The sequence below is a fragment of the Mycoplasmopsis phocirhinis genome, from assembly GCF_004216495.1.
GTDB lineage: Bacteria > Bacillota_I > Bacilli_A > Mycoplasmatales > Metamycoplasmataceae > Mycoplasmopsis > Mycoplasmopsis phocirhinis.
On the sequence record NZ_CP034841.1, the window covers coordinates 692,388 to 711,349 of the forward strand.

General features: G+C 27.4%; 15 protein-coding genes and 1 tRNA gene. 6 read left to right on the forward strand and 10 right to left on the reverse strand.

Annotated elements, in window-relative coordinates; all coding sequences use genetic code 4:
* Nucleotides 1-62: 62 nt before the first annotated feature.
* Complete coding sequence (locus EG856_RS02800) at nt 63-1,250, forward strand: IS3 family transposase (RefSeq protein WP_130429606.1); 1,188 nt, start codon at nt 63-65, stop codon at nt 1,248-1,250.
* Between the two features lie 49 nt (nt 1,251-1,299).
* On the opposite strand, the gene EG856_RS02805 is transcribed toward EG856_RS02800, so the two are convergent.
* From EG856_RS02805 to EG856_RS02845, 9 genes are all read right to left on the reverse strand, one after another.
* Nucleotides 1,300-2,259, reverse strand: a complete 960-nt coding sequence (locus tag EG856_RS02805) for an ABC transporter permease (protein WP_232954216.1) — start codon at nt 2,257-2,259, stop codon at nt 1,300-1,302.
* Nucleotides 2,259-4,190: an ABC transporter permease gene (locus EG856_RS02810; RefSeq protein WP_130429607.1), complete on the reverse strand. Its 1,932-nt coding sequence runs from the start codon at nt 4,188-4,190 to the stop codon at nt 2,259-2,261. Before EG856_RS02810 ends, EG856_RS02805 begins: the two co-directional genes overlap by 1 nt.
* Nucleotides 4,132-6,042, reverse strand: coding sequence for an ABC transporter ATP-binding protein (locus EG856_RS02815; RefSeq protein ID WP_130429608.1), 1,911 nt, complete (start codon nt 6,040-6,042; stop codon nt 4,132-4,134). Before EG856_RS02815 ends, EG856_RS02810 begins: the two co-directional genes overlap by 59 nt.
* Nucleotides 6,042-7,337, reverse strand: coding sequence for a BMP family ABC transporter substrate-binding protein (locus tag EG856_RS02820; RefSeq protein WP_130429609.1), 1,296 nt, complete (start codon nt 7,335-7,337; stop codon nt 6,042-6,044). The genes EG856_RS02815 and EG856_RS02820 overlap by 1 nt, the downstream gene beginning before the upstream one ends.
* A 266-nt stretch (nt 7,338-7,603) precedes the next feature.
* Entirely contained in the window at nt 7,604-7,954 is a 351-nt protein-coding gene (rplT, locus tag EG856_RS02825; protein WP_130429610.1) for a 50S ribosomal protein L20, read from the reverse strand.
* 34 nt (nt 7,955-7,988) lie between these two features.
* The gene (gene rpmI, locus EG856_RS02830) at nt 7,989-8,177 is read right to left on the reverse strand and encodes a 50S ribosomal protein L35 (protein ID WP_130429611.1); all 189 of its coding nucleotides are present in this window, start codon (nt 8,175-8,177) and stop codon (nt 7,989-7,991) included.
* A gap of 15 nt (nt 8,178-8,192) precedes the next feature.
* Nucleotides 8,193-8,783 carry a translation initiation factor IF-3 gene (gene infC / locus EG856_RS02835; protein WP_130429612.1) on the reverse strand — a complete coding sequence of 197 codons (591 nt, stop codon included), beginning with the start codon at nt 8,781-8,783 and terminating at the stop codon, nt 8,193-8,195.
* 251 nt (nt 8,784-9,034) lie between these two features.
* Nucleotides 9,035-9,271 (reverse strand): hypothetical protein, encoded by a 237-nt coding sequence (locus EG856_RS02840; RefSeq protein WP_130429613.1) that lies wholly within the window; start codon nt 9,269-9,271, stop codon nt 9,035-9,037.
* An 8-nt stretch (nt 9,272-9,279) separates the two neighbouring features.
* The gene (locus EG856_RS02845; RefSeq protein ID WP_130429614.1) at nt 9,280-10,173 is read right to left on the reverse strand and encodes a nucleotidyltransferase; all 894 of its coding nucleotides are present in this window, start codon (nt 10,171-10,173) and stop codon (nt 9,280-9,282) included.
* A gap of 57 nt (nt 10,174-10,230) precedes the next feature.
* On the opposite strand from EG856_RS02845, the gene EG856_RS02850 reads away from it, so the two are divergent.
* The 4 genes from EG856_RS02850 to EG856_RS02865 all read left to right on the forward strand — a co-directional run bounded on the left by EG856_RS02850 (nt 10,231) and on the right by EG856_RS02865 (nt 14,092).
* A tRNA-Leu gene (locus EG856_RS02850) sits at nt 10,231-10,314 on the forward strand.
* A gap of 86 nt (nt 10,315-10,400) precedes the next feature.
* Nucleotides 10,401-11,594, forward strand: coding sequence for a class I SAM-dependent DNA methyltransferase (locus tag EG856_RS02855; RefSeq protein ID WP_130429615.1), 1,194 nt, complete (start codon nt 10,401-10,403; stop codon nt 11,592-11,594).
* Nucleotides 11,560-12,915 (forward strand): N-6 DNA methylase, encoded by a 1,356-nt coding sequence (locus EG856_RS02860; protein ID WP_130429616.1) that lies wholly within the window; start codon nt 11,560-11,562, stop codon nt 12,913-12,915. The genes EG856_RS02855 and EG856_RS02860 overlap by 35 nt, the downstream gene beginning before the upstream one ends.
* Nucleotides 12,905-14,092: a restriction endonuclease subunit S gene (locus EG856_RS02865; protein WP_130429617.1), complete on the forward strand. Its 1,188-nt coding sequence runs from the start codon at nt 12,905-12,907 to the stop codon at nt 14,090-14,092. Before EG856_RS02860 ends, EG856_RS02865 begins: the two co-directional genes overlap by 11 nt.
* Nucleotides 14,093-14,146: 54 nt before the next feature.
* On the opposite strand, the gene EG856_RS02870 is transcribed toward EG856_RS02865, so the two are convergent.
* Nucleotides 14,147-15,406 carry a restriction endonuclease subunit S gene (locus EG856_RS02870; protein ID WP_130429618.1) on the reverse strand — a complete coding sequence of 420 codons (1,260 nt, stop codon included), beginning with the start codon at nt 15,404-15,406 and terminating at the stop codon, nt 14,147-14,149.
* Nucleotides 15,407-15,804: 398 nt separating this feature from the next.
* Here EG856_RS02870 and EG856_RS02875 point away from each other — a divergent pair, with 398 nt between their 5' ends.
* On the forward strand, nt 15,805-18,951 hold the full coding sequence (locus tag EG856_RS02875; RefSeq protein ID WP_130429619.1) for a hypothetical protein: 3,147 nt from the start codon (nt 15,805-15,807) through the stop codon (nt 18,949-18,951).
* Nucleotides 18,952-18,962 lie beyond the last annotated feature (11 nt).

Genomic DNA, 18,962 nt, shown 5'->3' on the forward strand with positions numbered 1-18,962 from the left:
CCCATAGAGGGTGGGGTATACCCCACCAAAAATCAAAAAAACAAAAATTGAAAGGACTAAATATGTCAAGACATTTAAAAATGGAGGAATTCGATTTAATCTTTGAGGTTTACCAAAAACATGGAAAATCACAAGCTATAAAAACACTTTGAAATATCTCTCCAAAAACAAAATTAGTTAAGAAAAAATATCTTGCAGTAAGAATTGCTAAAATAATAAAATATTATAATTTAGGCGTGAAAGAAAAATTATTAACTAAAAAAGGCAAAGACAGAAAACCAGGTAGCGGAAGACCTAGAAAAGAACCAAATTTTGATTGAGATATTTTTGACAGAAATGATCTAATTGAAATCGCAAAAAGATATTATGAAATAACAAACCAAAAACCCAAAAAAGAGAAAAAAGAAGAAGCTAAAAATTTAAAAATCCAATTTATTAAACTAGCATTGTTTTTTAGTCTTTGTAGACAAACCATTTCTAATGCGAAAGTTAAACAAAATACAGAAAAAACAATTCCTCATTCAAAAATTATAGTTGAAGCATTTGAAGCAAATAAAGGCAGATTTGGCAGAAAAAAGCTAAGTATTTATATATTTAATCAATATAATATACACATAAATGACAGAACTTTAGGCAGATATTTAAATCAATTAAATCTTAAATGCAAGCTAAGACAAAAAAGAAAAAGAAAAGAAATTAAAAACACAAAATGTCAAATCTTAAATACCGTTCAAAGAGATTACAACGATAGCCAAAATAGAAATATTTTCGCTACAGATGTTTCATACATAAATGCTCCAAAAGATGTACGTGAAAATCACGTATATTTATCTGCTATCATCAATCACAAAAGTAAAAAAATTGTAGGTTTTAGATTAAGCAAAAATAATAATCTAGATTTTGTTTTAGATAATATTAACGATATTCAAAACGAAAATTTTGATAAATTTATCGTTCATTCGGATCATGGTTTTCAATATACAAATCAAGAATACATTAATAAAATTATAAAATTCGGCGGGACAGTTTCAATGTCTAGAGTTGGCAATTCTTTAGATAATAGAGAAATTGAATATTGATTTGGTGTGATTAAAACTGAATTATTAAATGATTTAGATTACACAAAAATTACTTTTGATGAATTAAATGATAAAATTAAGGAATATATTTTTTGATATAACAACGAAAGAATACAATCAAATTTAGGATGAAAAACGCCACAACAAATTGCTATGGCGTTCGCTAATTAAAAATGTTAATATTTTTTGTCCATGTTTATTCGCTCATTTAATATTAAATTTAACGAGTTGATTTATCATATGCCACACCAGAAGCAGCAGGTGCACGAGATTTTTTGCCTGTAATCATTACAATTAATAACGATAATAAATATGGTATTACTTGTAATAATGATTGGTATGGTCTTAATTCTGGAATAAATGCACCCGAAGAGAATGAAATTGCGTATAAGAATGAAAATAGGAATGAAGCACCACAAACGATGAAAATATTTCATTGACCCATAATCATAATCGCTAGTGCTAAATAACCATAACCTCTGACATCTCCGTTAAATGAAGCGCCAAGTGTTTGTGAAAATATTGAACCTGCAGCGCCGGCAATTGCTCCTGAAATAGCAATTCCTTGTCATTTATAACGATTAACGTTAATTCCGGCCACATCAGCAGCTTGTGGATTTTCACCTATACTTCTAAATCTTAAACCTCATTTGGTTTTATATAACGCAAAAGCTGATAAAGCAATAATTAAAATAGTTATTACCATTTTTCACGAAATAATTTCTACTCGTTGCGATTCTAAAACTTGAATAACGTAACTTAATTCTTGAATATTATTGACTGGTTTTTTATTACCATTGCCAAATATATCTAATAAAATTATCGCAATTCCAAAGGCTAATAAATTAATTGCAAAACCTGATATGGTATGCTCACTTTTTAATTTAATAGTTGCAAACCCATGTAACATTGCAAATGCTGCGGCAGCTGTCATTGCGATTAATGTTGCCGGTATTTGTCAAAAACCATTGCGAGCAAGTGTGCTTGATTCGCCAAAGATTTTATTTAAAATGTCACTAAATACTAAATATGAAACAGCACCCATTACCATCATACCGTTAATACCAATATTAACAATCCCGACTTTTTCGCTAAATAAACCACTAATTCCGCCTAATGTGAAAATACAAAAGAAAAGAATTAATCAACCATATGTGTCAACTACTAATTTTAACGACATTATTCTTCTCCTTTACTTTTTAGGCTTTTTTTAAATAACATAAATCTTTGTTCAATAATATTATTGTAAATTGCGTGGAATTTAGCTTTAATTGATTTTTGTGAGGCAATTTTTTCTTGTTTTAAATTGAATTTTTTATTTGCACCTAAACTATTCATTTGTGAATTTAATTGTTGTTTAAGGGTGTTTATTAATTCAAAATTTTCAATGGTATCTTTTTCGCTATTTTTGTAATTCATTGCTGCTGAAAGATATTTATTAGTTATTTTATTAATTTCATCTTTAATTTGGCTAACACGTTTTTTGTTTGAAATTTGATTTTTATTTAATTCTACATAATGAGCTAATAACGAATTAACTGCTTGTTTAACTGAAGAAAATGCTGCAAATTCTTTTTTGTGAGCAGCAATTGAGTGTTGAATTTGTTGTTTATATTCTACAATTAAATCTTGATTTTTAGCTTTTTTAGCTTGGTGTAATAAGACTTGTAAATTATAGATATTCTCGCCGTTAATGATACCTATTTGAGCTCTTTGGCTCATTACATTATTAAATAAAATTGCTTTTTGGTATTTTTGTTCTGCTTTTTGCAATTTTAAATTCATTTTGTCATAATTATTTTCATTAACATTGTACTCAATATTATGCTGAAATAAATCGTGTCGATATGTTAGTGAAGCACGTTTTTTTTCTAACATATTTAATTTACGGTTGTATTTATAACGTGGATCGCACATTAAAGCAATTGAGCGTGAAATTCAACGTAAAGGTTTAAAGTTGCTAAACATAATTGAAGTAGCAGCTAAATATAAAATCATTGAAGTAATTACGCGTAAATCTTCAGGTTTTAAATTTAGTGGGAAATTTTGAATTGTGAATTCAGATGAGTATAATGCTGTATAAAATAATGAAGAAAATATAATTCCAATTGGTGAATTAAGTGCCAATAAACTAATAGCAATTGATTCAAAACCAATAATTAAAGGTTGAGTTATTTCGTTAAAGACACTGTTTGGTCCTACTACATAATGATAAAAACCTGCTATACTTGCTATCATAGCCGAAAAGGCTAAAATTAGCATTGTCAACATTTTATCATTAACACCCATATATTTACCATTACTTTTGGCAATTCCTTGCATACGAATTTTATAGCCTAAACTTGTAAAATTAAACACAAAAGCAATCAAAATCACTAATGTAATTAAAGTAATGATACCACCAATAGCAAAAGCGTTTTTAACACTTTCTGAAATAATAGCAAATGTAGAATTAACTCCGGTGTTAGTGTCATCAAAATAAGCACTAATTTGTTCAGGACTTAAATTAGGTCAAATAATTGGAGCAGATTTTTTTTGGAATAAAATCATTGAAATTCCTACAACAATTCAATTTATCATAATTGTTGAAATAACTTCATGAACATTTAAATGTGCCTTAAGAGCACCTGAAATTAAACCTACCACAAAAGCAAATAACATCGAAGCTATTAGAGCAGCAAATAAAATTGAAACTGGAATTTGTTTAGAAGAATTAAAACCTAATTTAATAAAAATTCCAAATGATGTTGCTCCTGAAATCATCATTTGACCAGGAATACCAATATTGAATAAACCAGCTTTAAAACTCAACGCACAGGCTAAAGAAGAAAAACCAAAAACTAAAAAGAAATTAATTATTGTTTTAGCTTCGTTTGTTCTAAAACCTTCAATAACCGCATTAATAATTTCAAAAGGATTAATTAAATGCTGGTCAAAAATAGCCTTTTTTAAAAATATATAAATAAAGGAAAGGACGATTCCAAAGAAAAGTGCTCATAGTGATGAAGCGACTTTACGCCCAGTGGATTTTGTTTTATCCATTTTGATAAAATTACTCATTTTTTGTGAAAAAGTTCGTAAAGTTTCATTGAAATTTTGTTTTGTTTTCATTTGTTTCCTCCTTTCTATTTAATTCAAAATTATCATAAATTTGTTTAAATGTTTTTTTAGCATAACTTAATTCTGCTTTTTTAGCATGTTGAAGTTTAATTCGCTGTTGACGAGCAATTTTGTAATTATTACTTAATTCAATAATGGCGTTTTTGTCAACATCTTTAGAGCGTTTTGCAATAAATAAACTAGATTTAATTGAGGATTCTTTTAAAAAGGCTTCTTCAAATAAATTGGCATATTTTTTTTCAATTAAATTAAGATAGGTATCTTTTGATTCTTCGATATCAGTTGGGTTATATCAATTTTGATTTTGCTCACTAGTCGATGAAGACATGAATTTACCAATTTGTTCGCGTGTTGTTGTTTTAGCTTGTTTAATAGATAAAATCTTACCTTCATTAATAACAGCTATCGTGTCAGCTAAAGCCAATACTTCGTCTAATTCATACGAAATTAGTAAAATTGCTTTTCCTTTTTGTTTTTCTTCTAAAATTTGTGTGTGAATATTAGTAATAGCACCTATATCCATACCACGGGTGGGTTGAACAATGATAATAAAATCATGCTCAAACATCATTTCACGGCCAACGATAAATTTTTGTTGATTACCACCCGAAAGTGAGCGAGCAATACTTTTAGCCCCTTGTGAACTACGTACATCAAATTTATCAATAATTTCGTCAGTAAAATTACGTATTTTTTTATTTTTAAATACGCCGGCGGTTTGGAAATGAGGATCTCATAACCTACGAATTACTGCGTTTTCTTCGATTGTAAAATCTAAAATTACTCCGTGGTGATGGCGATCAGCGGGAATATAAGCCATGTGTTCTTTGCTTCGTTTTCAAGCATTTAATTTAGTTATATCTTTAAGCTCATATTGATTATTTTTTTGATTAAACACTCTTAAATGAACTGAACCTTTTGAAGGTTGTTCTAAACCACCAACAATGTATTCTAATTCTTCTTGTCCATTACCTGAAACTCCAGCAATCGCAAAAATTTCACCAGCGTGGATATCGAAAGAAATATTTTTTAAATTTTTGTGTAATTTATGAGTAGTGATGTTTTTTAGTGAAAAAACAACATCACTTTTAGTGTTTTGTAAATTATTTTTAATTTCAACAACTTCATTACCAACCATTGCTTTAATAATTTGATCTAAAGTTGTTTCTTTCATCACGAAATTGCCAGCTACTTTACCAAGCCTTAAAACAGTTGCTATATCAGCTACTTGTTCAATTTCTTTTAATTTGTGTGAAATAAATATTATTGTCTTGCCTGCTTTTTTAAAAATTTTAAATGATTCTAATAATCCTTGAATTTCTTCATCGGTTAAAACAGCAGTGGGCTCGTCAAAAACTAAAATGTCATTACCTCGGTAAAGCATTTTCATTATTTCTACTTTTTGTTGTGTAGAAACAGTTGCTTCGCCTGATTTTTGAAATAAATCAAAATGTAAATTATAAGTATTTTGTAAAGCTTTAATTTTTTTAATCGCAATATTACGATTTAAAACTCCTGCTGCCGAAGTTCATTCTTCGCCAAGGATTATATTATCTAAATTTGTATAGACGTCAACTAGTTTAAAATGCTGGTGTACCATTCCAATACCAAGAGCATTGGCATCATTTGGTCCAGAAAAAAGCACTTTGCTGCCATTAATTAGGATTTCTCCGCTTGTTTGTTCATATAAACCAAACAAAATTGACATCAAAGTACTTTTACCAGCACCATTTTCTCCAATTAATGCGTGAATTGTCCCTTTGCCAACCGCAAAAGAAACATCATCATTGGCAATTATTCCGGGGAATTTTTTAGTAACGTTTTTAAATTCAACTGCGTACACTATGATGCTTTAAATAACGCAGCAGCAAGAGCATTCATTCTTGTATTTATATCTGAAATTTCTTCGCCAGATTTTGTGGCTTTATTTGAGTATAATCATGATTTAACATCTTCAGGTAAATTACTTGCAACTCGTTTTGCTTCGTCTAAAGCTTGTTGTGCTTTGACACCTTTTTCACCTTCAATGTAAGTTTTTGATAAATCTACTCAGTTTTCACTAAAACCACCGTTTAAGTGTCCGTCTGCTTCTCTAAGCACAAAACCACCTAATTCTTCTTTTGTTTTTGTGTTTAAAGCCACCGCACCTACTAAGTCATATGTAGATTGTCCTAGGTTTTTAAGAATAGAAGTAAAGAAAGCTGATTTACCTGATGGAGCAGCTAAAGCTTGATCTGTATCAACACCAACAATATATCTATTTTTAAATTCAGGTCTTCTCATTACTGAATATGTAGCTTGACCAGCAACAGGTAAAATCAATTTAGGATTTGTTGCTAAAATGTTGCTAATTGCTGTGTCTAATTGTGCTGAGTTAGTATCAAAACCAACACTTAAATCTACTGTGTTTTGTGTGGTGTGAACTTTTTTATTCTCATCTGTTTGTTGTTCATTTCAGTATAAAACACCTTTCATGAAACCTTCGTTAAAATCAGTTACACCGGCAAAATTTCCTCCACCAAATTGAGCAAAGGTTCTATCAGCTGCGTTTGGTTCTTCTGATAAAAATTTAGCAGCTGCATAACCAGCAGCAAAAGCGGCTTCTTTAGTTTTAAACTCTTGGAATATACCATGACCTTTTAATTCAGTTGCGTAGTCTGCCCCTAAAATAACAACACCTAATTCTTTCATTCGCGCAGCATTATTGCCTTCTTTGATAAATGAAGCAATTTGATCACTATGTAAAAAACCTGGCATTATTCAAATTTTGTATCCACTATTTAAAGCTTGTGTATAAGCGTTTTTATAATTTCCGCCTGTAACTTCTAAAACATTATAGTTTCTTTGACTAATGTTGTTTTGTTTATCAACAAAGTTTAACAATCCTTCTCAAGCTGCTTGGTTAAATGATTTATCATTGATATCTCCACCATCATTAATCATCACAATTCGTGGAAGATCCTTTTTTTGGTCCGCTGTAGCCACTAAATTTGGATTTAATTTAATATTTACTACAGAAGTTGTAGGTGATTTGGGATGGTTGTAGATATTTCTTGAACATGCAGCAGCGATCACGGGTACAGCTGCTAATGTTGAAAAAACTCCAGTTGCCATCAATATAAATTTATTCTTTTTCATGTTTGTTTAAAAACCTCCTATATAGAACGCAATACACATATATTACGAGATATAGCAAAAACTATACCTATTTAAATTATAATAAATTTATATTTTTTGCTATTTTTAGAATTTAATATATTACGAAATAATTTTCACATCAAAATTAACAAAAAAAACGTGTTTTTAATAAAAAAAACACTGAATTATTGATTGATTTGTTTTTTTAAGTTAAATTTGAAACCAAAAAACAAATTTAATTAAAATTTAATTTTTTTATCTAAATGCTATTTAGCACCTTTTGAAATGTTGATTAAACTTGAAAATACTTTTGGTTCATTGATAGCAAGTTCTGACAACATTTTTCTATTAATTGTAATGTTTGCTTTTTTAAGTCCATTAATAAATAATGAATATGATAATCCTTGTGCTCTTGTTGCTGCGTTAATACGAGCGATTCATAGTTTTCTAAAATTACGCTTAACTTGTTTACGGTCTCTAAATGCGTAAGTTCATGATTTAACAACGGCTTGTTTAGCAACTTTATAGCCGATTGACTTATGTCCAAAATAACCCTTTGCTAGTTTTAATCATTTTTTTCTTCTAGCTCTTGTAACTGTTCCGCCTTTAACTCTCATAGTTTTCCTCTTTTCTTTTAATTAAATGTGCTTATTAAAATAAGCCTTTGAATCTTTTGATGTCAGATGGGTGCATTTGAACAGATTTACGCGCTTGACGTTTTTGTTTAGTTGATTTATTTTGGGCTAGATGTGAACGATAAGCTTGTTCTCTTAAAACTTTTCCAGTACCAGTAATTTTAATACGTTTTTTAAGAGCACTTTTTGTCTTCATTTTAGGCATATTTACTCCTTGTGATTATTCTTGTTCATCTAATGATGATTTAGAATTATCTTCATGTTGTGTAGTAATTTTATCTACTATATTGTTTTCTTTTTTATATTTAGCAACTTTAATTTTATTTGGTTGTAAATACATATCAAGAAATCTATTATTCACAAGCGCTGCTTCTTTAGCAACATCAGCTATATCATCTAATAAAGCAAAAAAGCGATTAATTGTATCATGACCTAATTCGGGACGTGCCATTTCACGACCACGGTATTTTAAACTAACTTTTAAGCGGTCGCCATTTAATAAGAATTCTCTTGCTTTACGAGCCTTAACTTGTAAATCGTGTTCGCCAATCATTACAGTTAAACGAATTTGACGATTTTGAATAATAGTTTGCTTTTCCTTGGCAGCTTTTTGTTTTTTCTTACGATCATATTTAAATTTTCCATAATCTAAAATACGAGCAATAGGTTTAGGTTCAACACTAATTAGAACTAAATCCATACTATATTCACGGGCAATTTGAATTGCCTCTTTGGTTGGTTTTACACCAATTTTTTCGCCGTCAGGTCCAATTAAAAAAACTTTGGCAAATGGAATATTTGAATTAATCATATGTTCAGCTGCTGGTTTTTTATTTCTAGTATTTGCTGGTTGTATAGTAACTCCTTTATAATAGATAAATATGTTAATTTTGAACTACAGATAAAATAAATTTTAATTGTAGCTAAAACCCAAGACTATATGGTCATCAGGTGAGATTAAATCTACTTTCTGCAATTAAATATTGCTAATAAATTCTAACACATTTGTTTTAAAAATCAAATTTAAATTCACAAAAATTAAATAATATTTTTTGTTCAATTTTACAAAACAAACGTTACTAAAATTGTGTCATTTTGTTTAATTATTTCATAACTAAATTCATCTTGATGTTGGTTTAAATATTTAATAACCTCATTCCACAAATTATTATCTTCACTGTCAACAAACACCAATTCTACGTCATTTAAACCTAATTCTCATATATAATCTAATTCTCTTTGCATTGCTTTTATTGCGTGAGAAAAATTATTGTGGCTTGATAAAATTATTTGTTTCATACTCTCCTTTATTTTCATTTTTTATTTAATATTCACGCATAGATGCGCTTAATTCTTGAAGCAGTGTAGCGCTTAGACACACACGCTTGAATAAAATCATCGTAATTAGAATGATATATATTTTTTAAAAATAAATTTTCAATTCCTTCGCTTATTAATTGAATTTTTTTAAGTTTAGTAAGTGGCGTTGATAATAAAATTTTTTTAAATTTTAAATAATCATTTTCAATAAAACGACCTTTTTTAATTTTCATGGGGCTATAATGCGAAATATCTTCATTTTTTTTTATTTTTTGACGCAACAACGAAGCTGAAGCGTATTGATTTAATGTTAGTTGTGAGTGAAAATCTATATTGCGCTTAATTGAAAAAATTTTGATATTTAAATTATTGTTAATGATTGTTTTGACATATTCAAAACCTAAAATATCATTAGGCAAAGTATAATTTTTGCCACTAATTTGTTTTAGTGCTAATGCAAAAGCTTTAGGATAAGCTAATTTTTCTTTTTTTAAAAAGTAGCGAATGTGTTGGTTAAAAAGATCAAGATGATTATTTAAATAAGTAGCTAAATCAATCATTTGTTGCACATCATTACTTTCTGAGCCAAAAACAATTTTATCTACTCCTACTTGATTTAAACGCATAATTGCGTTATAGGCAAAAATATGAGCAGCTTGCACACTTTGCTCAAAACTTAATTTAATCACTTTACTAACCCCGTATTTTTTTGCGATTTGTTTGCGTTTAAAAAAACTAGTAATTGTGTATTCACCACGTTGAGAAAATTTATCACTCATGACAACTACAATTTTTTCGTTGGGAAAATTTTGCTTAATTCAATTTATTTGACGAATATGCCCGTTATGGAATGGATTATATTCTGCTACTATTCCTACCATTTTTCTCCTAATTTTATTTATTATATTGCAAAATTAATTTATAATATTTAAGAATTTGCCCAAGTGGTGGAATGGTAGACACCGTAGACTCAAAATCTACTGCAGCGATGCGTGCAGGTTCAAGTCCTGTCTTGGGTACCAAATGTCTAAACACCAAAAACAGCATTGCTGTTTTTTTATTTTATGGAATAATTTTAAGCAAATAGTTTTTTAATTAAGGAGGTCAAATGAATAGCAAAATAAACAAAGAACAATTAAGTAAAATTATTTGAGATTCAGCTAATAATGCTAGAGGCAATATTTCACAAGAACAAAATAAAAACTTTTTATTAAGTTTGCTTTTTTACAAGTTTTTATCACAAAAACAGTACAATTTTTTGATAAATCAATTAAAAGAATATGTTGAAAATCGCCAGCCTAATTTAGACGATATTAACGCTTTAAATGATGAAAATTTTGATGAGGATGGCAAAAACAAAACATTCAATTTATATTCAGAAGGTTACCAGGATATTATTGAAGCATCTAAAATTGAATTAGGTTATTTCATTAAACCGCGTTATTTATTTGAAAATTGGGCAAATAATAATACTAAACTTGAAATCAAAGAAATTTCCGATGCTGTGCAATATTTTTATAAAAATTTATCTGAACAAGATGAAATCAGATCTTTATTTGAAGGTGTATTTGATGCTTATTCAAATGATATATATAAATTAGGAGATCCAGCTAACGCAACTAAATATTTAAATAATATTTTAGAAAAGATTAAATTAATTTCAGTTGAGCAACAAGATTTTGACGTATTAGGTTATATTTATCAATATGTAATTAAACAATTCGCTGGTCAATTAGGAAAAAAAGGGGGAGAATTTTTTACTCCTAGCGAAGTGTCACAATTAATGTCTGAAATTGTAGCCCGTCATCTACAAAATCGTCAAAATATTTCTATATATGACCCTACCTCTGGTTCAGGTTCATTATTAATTAAACTTGGTGATATGTTTGCTAAATATTCTAAAACTAAACATAAAGTAACTTATTATGCTCAAGAATATAATTCAGAAACTTATACATTATCAAAAATGAATTTAATTATGCATGACATTAACCCTATTGATATTCATGTGCGCAACGCTGATACACTTAAAAAAGATTGACCTTTTTTTACTAAAAATAACGATGAATCATCATACCAGTTAAAAATGGTAGACGGTGTTGTTGCTAATCCTCCTTATTCATTAAATTGAGAACCAGATGACGCAATAGGAGATCCACGGTTTAGTGAATACGGTTTAGCACCTAAATCTAAAGCTGATTATGCTTTTGTGTTGCACAGTTTATACCATTTAGAGCGTGACGGTATAATGGCTGTTGTTTTACCTCATGGAGTTTTATTTAGGGGGGGGGAGTGAAGCTAAAATTCGCCAAAAACTAATAGAAAATGGCTATATCGACACAATTATTGGCTTGCCAGCCGGCATATTTTTTAGAACCGGTATCGCAACAATAATAATGGTATTGAGAAAAAACCGCATAAATCGTGATATTCAATTCATTGATGCTTCTAAATTATTTACTAAAGATTCTTCAACGAACAGAATGGAAGCTTCGCATATTCGTAAAATTGTCGATACATATATTAATAAATTAGATGTAGAAAAATTTGCTAAAGTTGTTAGTTATGAGCAAATTAAAGAAAATGATTTTAATTTAAATATTTCACGCTACATTGATTCTTTTGAAAAAGAAGATTTTCACGATTTATACGCTAGTTTACACGGTGGAATACCAAATTCAGAAATAAATAAATTTAAACTTCTATGAGATTCAATGCCTAATTTAAAACAAAGTTTAATCAAACCAATTGACAATCAATACAGTGATTTTATTGATAAAAATAATATTTATCAAAATATTATTGAACACAACGATACAAAAATTTATTTGCAAAAATACACTGATATAGTCAATAATTTAAATGAGTTTTTAAGTTCTAAATTAACAAACTTACAAAGTATTAAAAATATTAATATTGAAAATTTAGCAGATGAATTTGATAATTTCTTTTTTAATCACGCTGCTGAAATCAAAATAGTAGATAAATACGATTTATATCAACAAGCAATTAACATATTCAAAACAATTAAAAATGATTTATATGCAATTTTGGCTAATATTGAACAAAAAAACAATTCATATGATAATGTTCTTGATAATGATTTTATTGGCAAAAAATATTTTACAGATGAATGAAATCAAATTAGCGCTTTAAAAGCTGATATTGAAGAAAAAACTTCACGCATCAAAGAAATAGAGCCTGATAAAAAAGCAAAAGATACTTTAACAGAAGAAGAACAAAATGAGTTAAAACAATTGCAAAGTGAAGAAAAAGCTTTAAAAACAAACTTAAAAACTCTAGAGCGAAATTTTGATGATAAAAAAGCATCAAAAATTAGTACATTAAATGAAACTCAATTCATTGAATTATTACATATGAAATGAAGTGAGGCACTTTCAAAATCAATTCTAGATAAAGGTAATGATATTGTTAATAACGAAATAGCAAAATTAGAAAAATTAGCCCAAAAATATGATGTAACTCTTTCACAAATAAACGATCAAATTAAAGACAATGAAAACGAACTAATTCAAATGCTTAAAGAATTAGAAGGTGATGAATATGATATGAAAGGGATTAATGAGCTAATAAATTTATTAGGTAAAAATAATGAAAAATAAATTAATACCTGATATTAGATTTAAAGGATTTACAAACGCTTGAGAACTAAAAAGGTTGGGTGAAATTACTTTAATCAAAACAGGTGCAAAAGATGCTAACCATATGATTGAAAATGGGAAATATAATTTTTTTACCTCTGGAATAAATGTTTTTAAATGTAACACATGAAGTTTTTCAGGGAAATCCATAATAATAGCTGGCAACGGAGCAAATATGGGTTATTTACATAAAACAGATGGTTATTTTGAAGCCTATCAAAGAACTTATGTATTAAAAACACACAATAATGTATGAAATTTTATTTATTATGCACTTGCATCTACTTTCCAAAAATTTATTAACCAAAAAATAAAAAACGGAGGAATTCCGTTTCTCGTGTATAACGACATATCCGATTTTAAAATTAAAATAACAAATAACAGCGAGATTAAAGTTATTGAAAAAATATTTTTAACGTTAGAAACAAGCCTATCACTTCTTCAGCGTAAGTTAAAAATGCTTGAAAACATTAAAAATACACTACTTGAAAAGATGTTCGCTTCCTCAAAATCATTATATCCTTCAATCAGATTTAAAGGATTCACAAACGCTTGAGAACTAATAAATATTAGCAATGTTGTTGAATATGGTTTAACAGGCGGAACACCATATATACAAAATCCCGAGTACTATAATGGAAATATTCCTTTTTTGAATATTTCAGATATTACAGAAAATGATGGTAAGTATTTAACTAAAATCAAGAAAACAATATCGCTAAAAGCAGTTAAAAACACATCAGCAAAATTAATAGAACAACAACATTTAATTGTAGGAATGTACGCTTCAATAGGTAAAATTGCTATAAATAAGCATAATTTAGCAATAAGCCAGGCTGTTATAGCTTTAAAATTCAAAAAAACTTATGATTTAGATTTTTATTACTTTCTTTTTTATAAAAAATACATTAATAATGAATGAAATAAAGAATCTCTTAATGGTGTTCAGTCAAATTTAACTAAAAAAACGATATTAGATTTGCCACATAAAACCACAAATATTAAAGAACAAAACAAAATTTCAACTCTACTCAATTATTTTTATAAAATTGTATCACTTCTTCAGCGTAAGTTGATTTTTTTAAAAAATAATTGAAATGACTCATTTCATATGAAAGAAAGAATAAAAAAACTCTAATCATCTTGATTTGAGTTTAGTTTTTCTATATTTATTTGAATATTTTTGTTTATTTTAAACAAACATCTTTTTAAGTAGTGTATTTTTAATGTTTTCAAGTATTTTTAACTTACGCTGAAGAAGTAATACATTAGTTTTCAAATTTTCAAATAGTTTGTGTATAAAACATTGTTCTTTATAATTTGAGGTGATATTTAATGATAATTTTTCAACTTCTGACCAATTTATATATATTTGGGATGTTCCTTGTTTTATAGAGAGAATTTTATATCTTGTATGTTTAGAATACATTAAATAATAGATGTATTTTGAGTTATATTTTGTTTCATCTATAATCAGTCTTTGTGTTCTTTGATTATAAATAAATTTATCTGATTTGTCTATATATAAAACTTTCCCGAGTATATTTCCTTCCATAGTTTTATCATTTAAAACCATTACCAAATCATCTTTATTAAGTAAATAATTTTGCGAAATATTATTTTTATTAATTCTTAATAATTGATCGTTATATTCTCCATCGACACCATAACTGCCTATATTTATCACATTATATTTACCGTTTGGATTAAAATATTTTTCTAACGAAACTCCACCTATGCCTTTACACAATTCACCCAGCCTTTTTAGTTCTCAAGCGTTTGTGAATCCTTTAAATCTGATTGAAGGATATAATGATTTTGAGGAAGCGAACATCTTTTCAAGCAGCGTATTTTTGATGTTTTCAAGCATTTTTAACTTACGCTGAAGAAGTGATAGGCTAGATTTTATTTTTGTAAATAAATTCACTATTTTTTCCTGCTCATTTATTTTTGGAATTGTAAGTTTACAATTTTGAAAAAAAGTAAGACCTAATGTGTATCTTTGAATTCCTTGTGCATTTACTGCGAAATAATTTCTTATTTTTTGAGTTTTAAAATACCAATCTAAAAATTCATAATAAAAATTATTTTTACTTCTATATCTTACTAAATGATAAGAAAACACTGCATTTTTTAAGGTTTTTAGCGTTGTTTTGGCAAACCCAATTTCTTCAGGTGTTTCCGATGAAGGTGTTATAAATACATCGCCTTTTTCAACATTTTTGGTTGATAATTGTTCTCTTGTTGCTGTGTTTATTTTAAGGTTCCTTAACTCGATTTCAATGTCGTTAAACACATCCATATAATTCACTACACTAACTTTAAAGTCATTATCACGAATTACTTTGTCAACATTTGAACTTGAAAATTCACCAGCATCACCCAACTTTTTTAGTTCTCAAGCGTTTGTAAATCCTTTAAATCTGATTGAAGGGACTAATTTAGTCTTCATGAAAACCTCCTAAACATTATGGTGTTTATTTACAAATATTTTAATAGATTTACTTTTTTATACATTGTTTTGATTAATAAATTTTAGTAAACAAAATTAAGCATGCATATTATTTCTAAATGTTTTAATAAACAAATTTTTTATTTTTTTAAAAAATTCTTTTCAAAATCGTTCTTTTTTGTATAATAACCGTGTTATGTTAAATACTTTATCCACACGTATTTTCAAAAAAAATAATGACATCATGATTAAAATCGTGATTTTTTACTAATACGTGCCACAAGTATTTTACGGTGGCGAATTAAAGCCTACCCTGTAAATTTAATTAACTAAAGTAGGTTGCAAAATCTACTTTTAATTTTATTTACATAACTTAAATTGATCAATGGAGGTAATTAATGAAGAAAAAAATATCATTATCAATTTTAGCATCAACACCAATATCATTAATTGCTTTAACAGCCTCGTGCAATAATGATGCTAAAAAAAATATAAATAAGGAAAACGAATTAAAAATTATAAATTTAACAAATACACTTAAAAAAGCCAATAAACAAATAGAAAATAATAAAAAAATAATACAAGAATTAACAACTCAATTAAATTCACAACAAAACCCAAATTTAATTAAAGAGCAACAAATAAACGAGCTTGAAACGCAAACAAATTTACTAAATAAACAAATAATTGAATTGAGAGGTAAAAAAATCCAAAAAAGTGATGTTTCAGCCAAAAAATTATTAAACTTTTTATCTAATTTTTTAACCGAAGAATTTCCAAATGAACTATTAAAACAATTTCCTCAAAAATATGAAAATGAAAAATCAGTTCTTAATCAAATTAAAACCAGTGTTTTATCAACATTAAAAGAATATAATAATACACCTGAAGATATAGAAAATTTCGTTAATTGACAGCAAGTTATTATGAATATTTTAGAGCGAACATCAGTTGTAGCTAATTATGTTAATAGTGGTAGTGATATTGTTTATTTTCCTATAAAAGCAAATAAACAATTAGCTATGTTATTTGAATGAAGAATAAAAGATATTGACCGCTTAATTAGCGCTATTAAATTAAACGATGATACCATTTATAATTCAAATTCAACAGTTCAAGATGGTAAAAATCAAAAACAAACTCTCATTGATGAATTACAAACATATAAAAATGAATATTTAAGTGCTCAAAACGAAAAATTATTAATGAATCAAATTGCTAGTTGATATAAATTAGAGCAAAACACTTCAACTGCTATTGTTGGCAAATTCATTAATGTTGAATCGGCAACTGATTCTATTACAAATCGTCATTTTTTAGCAAAATTTAAAGTAAATCCAGATTGAACCGTTTCTGCTTTTCCGATTTATCAACACATAGTTAATGAAGAATTTATAAATAACACCAAACAAAAATTAAATGAAGTAAAAGAGTATATTATTGAGTGATTAAATAAAGAAAAACAAACTCCATTTGTTCGATCTCTTCGTTTTAATAAGCTTTATCACCGATTAGTTTCGCTTTTAAATACTTTGATTTCAATTACTTCTGGTAATAATGTTAAATATAGCAATTTTGAATATGAAAAAGATGTTGATTTATTTGTTTTAGAAACTAAACTATTATTATCCGATTTAAAAACAACAGAATTTCAAAACGAAAAAGCACAAATAGATAAAATCGTCGATGATGCTGTCAATAGTAATGGTACTTTATGAACTTCGTTTGCGAATAAAAACAATGATAAACGGAATAGTGACCAAGATAATTATGAAAAAATGTATAAAGATTTCTATAATTATTATAGGTTTAAAATAATTGAATTAAGAACTATACCACATTCAAATTTCCAAGAATCATTTGCGAGATATGTACAATATTTAACATTAGTAAATGAAATTAATCACGCCTATAAATTAATGGATTTAAATATGTTGTTAGGCGTTGATATTAACGATAATGAATTTAAAACATTAACTAAATATGATAGTACCGACGATATTGATTTAAAAATTGAGCAACAACAAAATAAAATAAATTTATATAAGCAGGCATTAAGTACAAAATGAGAATTAATTCAAAATTTATTGCAAGAATACACCAGTTCGGATAAACAAAATGCTTTGTCTTATATTAATTCAATTAATCTTAAGGCAAATGATTTCAAAAATTTATTGTTTGTTAATTTTGATGAAAATGGCCAGTGAAATTCATTTTATTCTGATGATGCAATCATACAAATGAAAACTGAATTGAATGAATATTTTGATTTTGTAAATCAAATTAAACTAACAAGTGAAACAAAAGAACTAAATGCGTTAAATGACGATATTGAAAATATTAAAATCAAATCGCAACAGCTAAAAACTAAATTTTTTGGTAATAAAACTACACTAGATAACGAGCAAGATTTAGAGTTTAATTCACAAACATTGTTTGATCAATTTTTTGATAATTTAGAAAATGAAGGCTATGACACATTCGGTGAAACATACAATAAACAAATCCAATTATTTAAGGATGTAGCGAATATATTCGCTGAAACACGTAAATTAAATTTAAATGATCAAGAATTCAACGCGATGGTTAATGAGATTAAAAATGAATTATTGATTATTAAACAAAATGCAGAAAGAGTAAAAGAATATAATAGTTATTACGATTGAAATATTGAAGGTGATATTGTAAACACTATAAGAGACGACATTGTTGATAATTTATTCTGATTAGAAAAAAAATTAACAAATTTATTTAATTTAAATAATGATAATAACACCGACAAAGACGAAGTTAGAGTTGAATTAGAAAAAATTAAATCACGCTTAATGACTTTAATTAATGAATTAGGAGACACAAATAAAACAAATGAGTTAACTTCATCAATTAAAATCAGTATTGACACAGCAACTCAAATAATTCAAACACTAAAACAACGGAAAAAGAAAATTCAAAACATGGCTAAACTAATACCTATACAAGAAGTATTAGTATTGATTAGATATTGAAATAATACTCAAAAACCAAAATTATTAGAAATAATGCCAAAAAAACTAACCGATCATAATACACACAGCGTATTAAGCTCAAATGGCGGCCAAGACCGAGACATTGTTAACTTTTTTCAACAAAAAATGAATAACATAGACGAAGTTGTTTCAACCAAGTCAATAACTTCAATTCAAGCAGATAATTTTAATTATGAAGATAATACTCAACAAAATAAGTTGTTTACTGAATTTAAAGTTTTAGAACAAGCATACGCTGTTGCTTTGTTAAACTTTATACAAAATAATAACGACACTGAACAAGAAAACTTAAAAACAGCAGTAAGTGACTCAAGAACCAAATACTATCAATTTTTAAATTCACTAAAAGATAATGGAGTGATTTTAGACAATAAATATATTAGAATGAGTGCTGATAGATATGTAATTGAGCAAGATGCTGATAATAGATTAACACCTTTTGATTTATTGAAAAAATATATAACATCAGCCAGTGTTAATGAAATAGTAACCAAATTATATAAGGACTATATAAAATAAAAGTGAGGGGA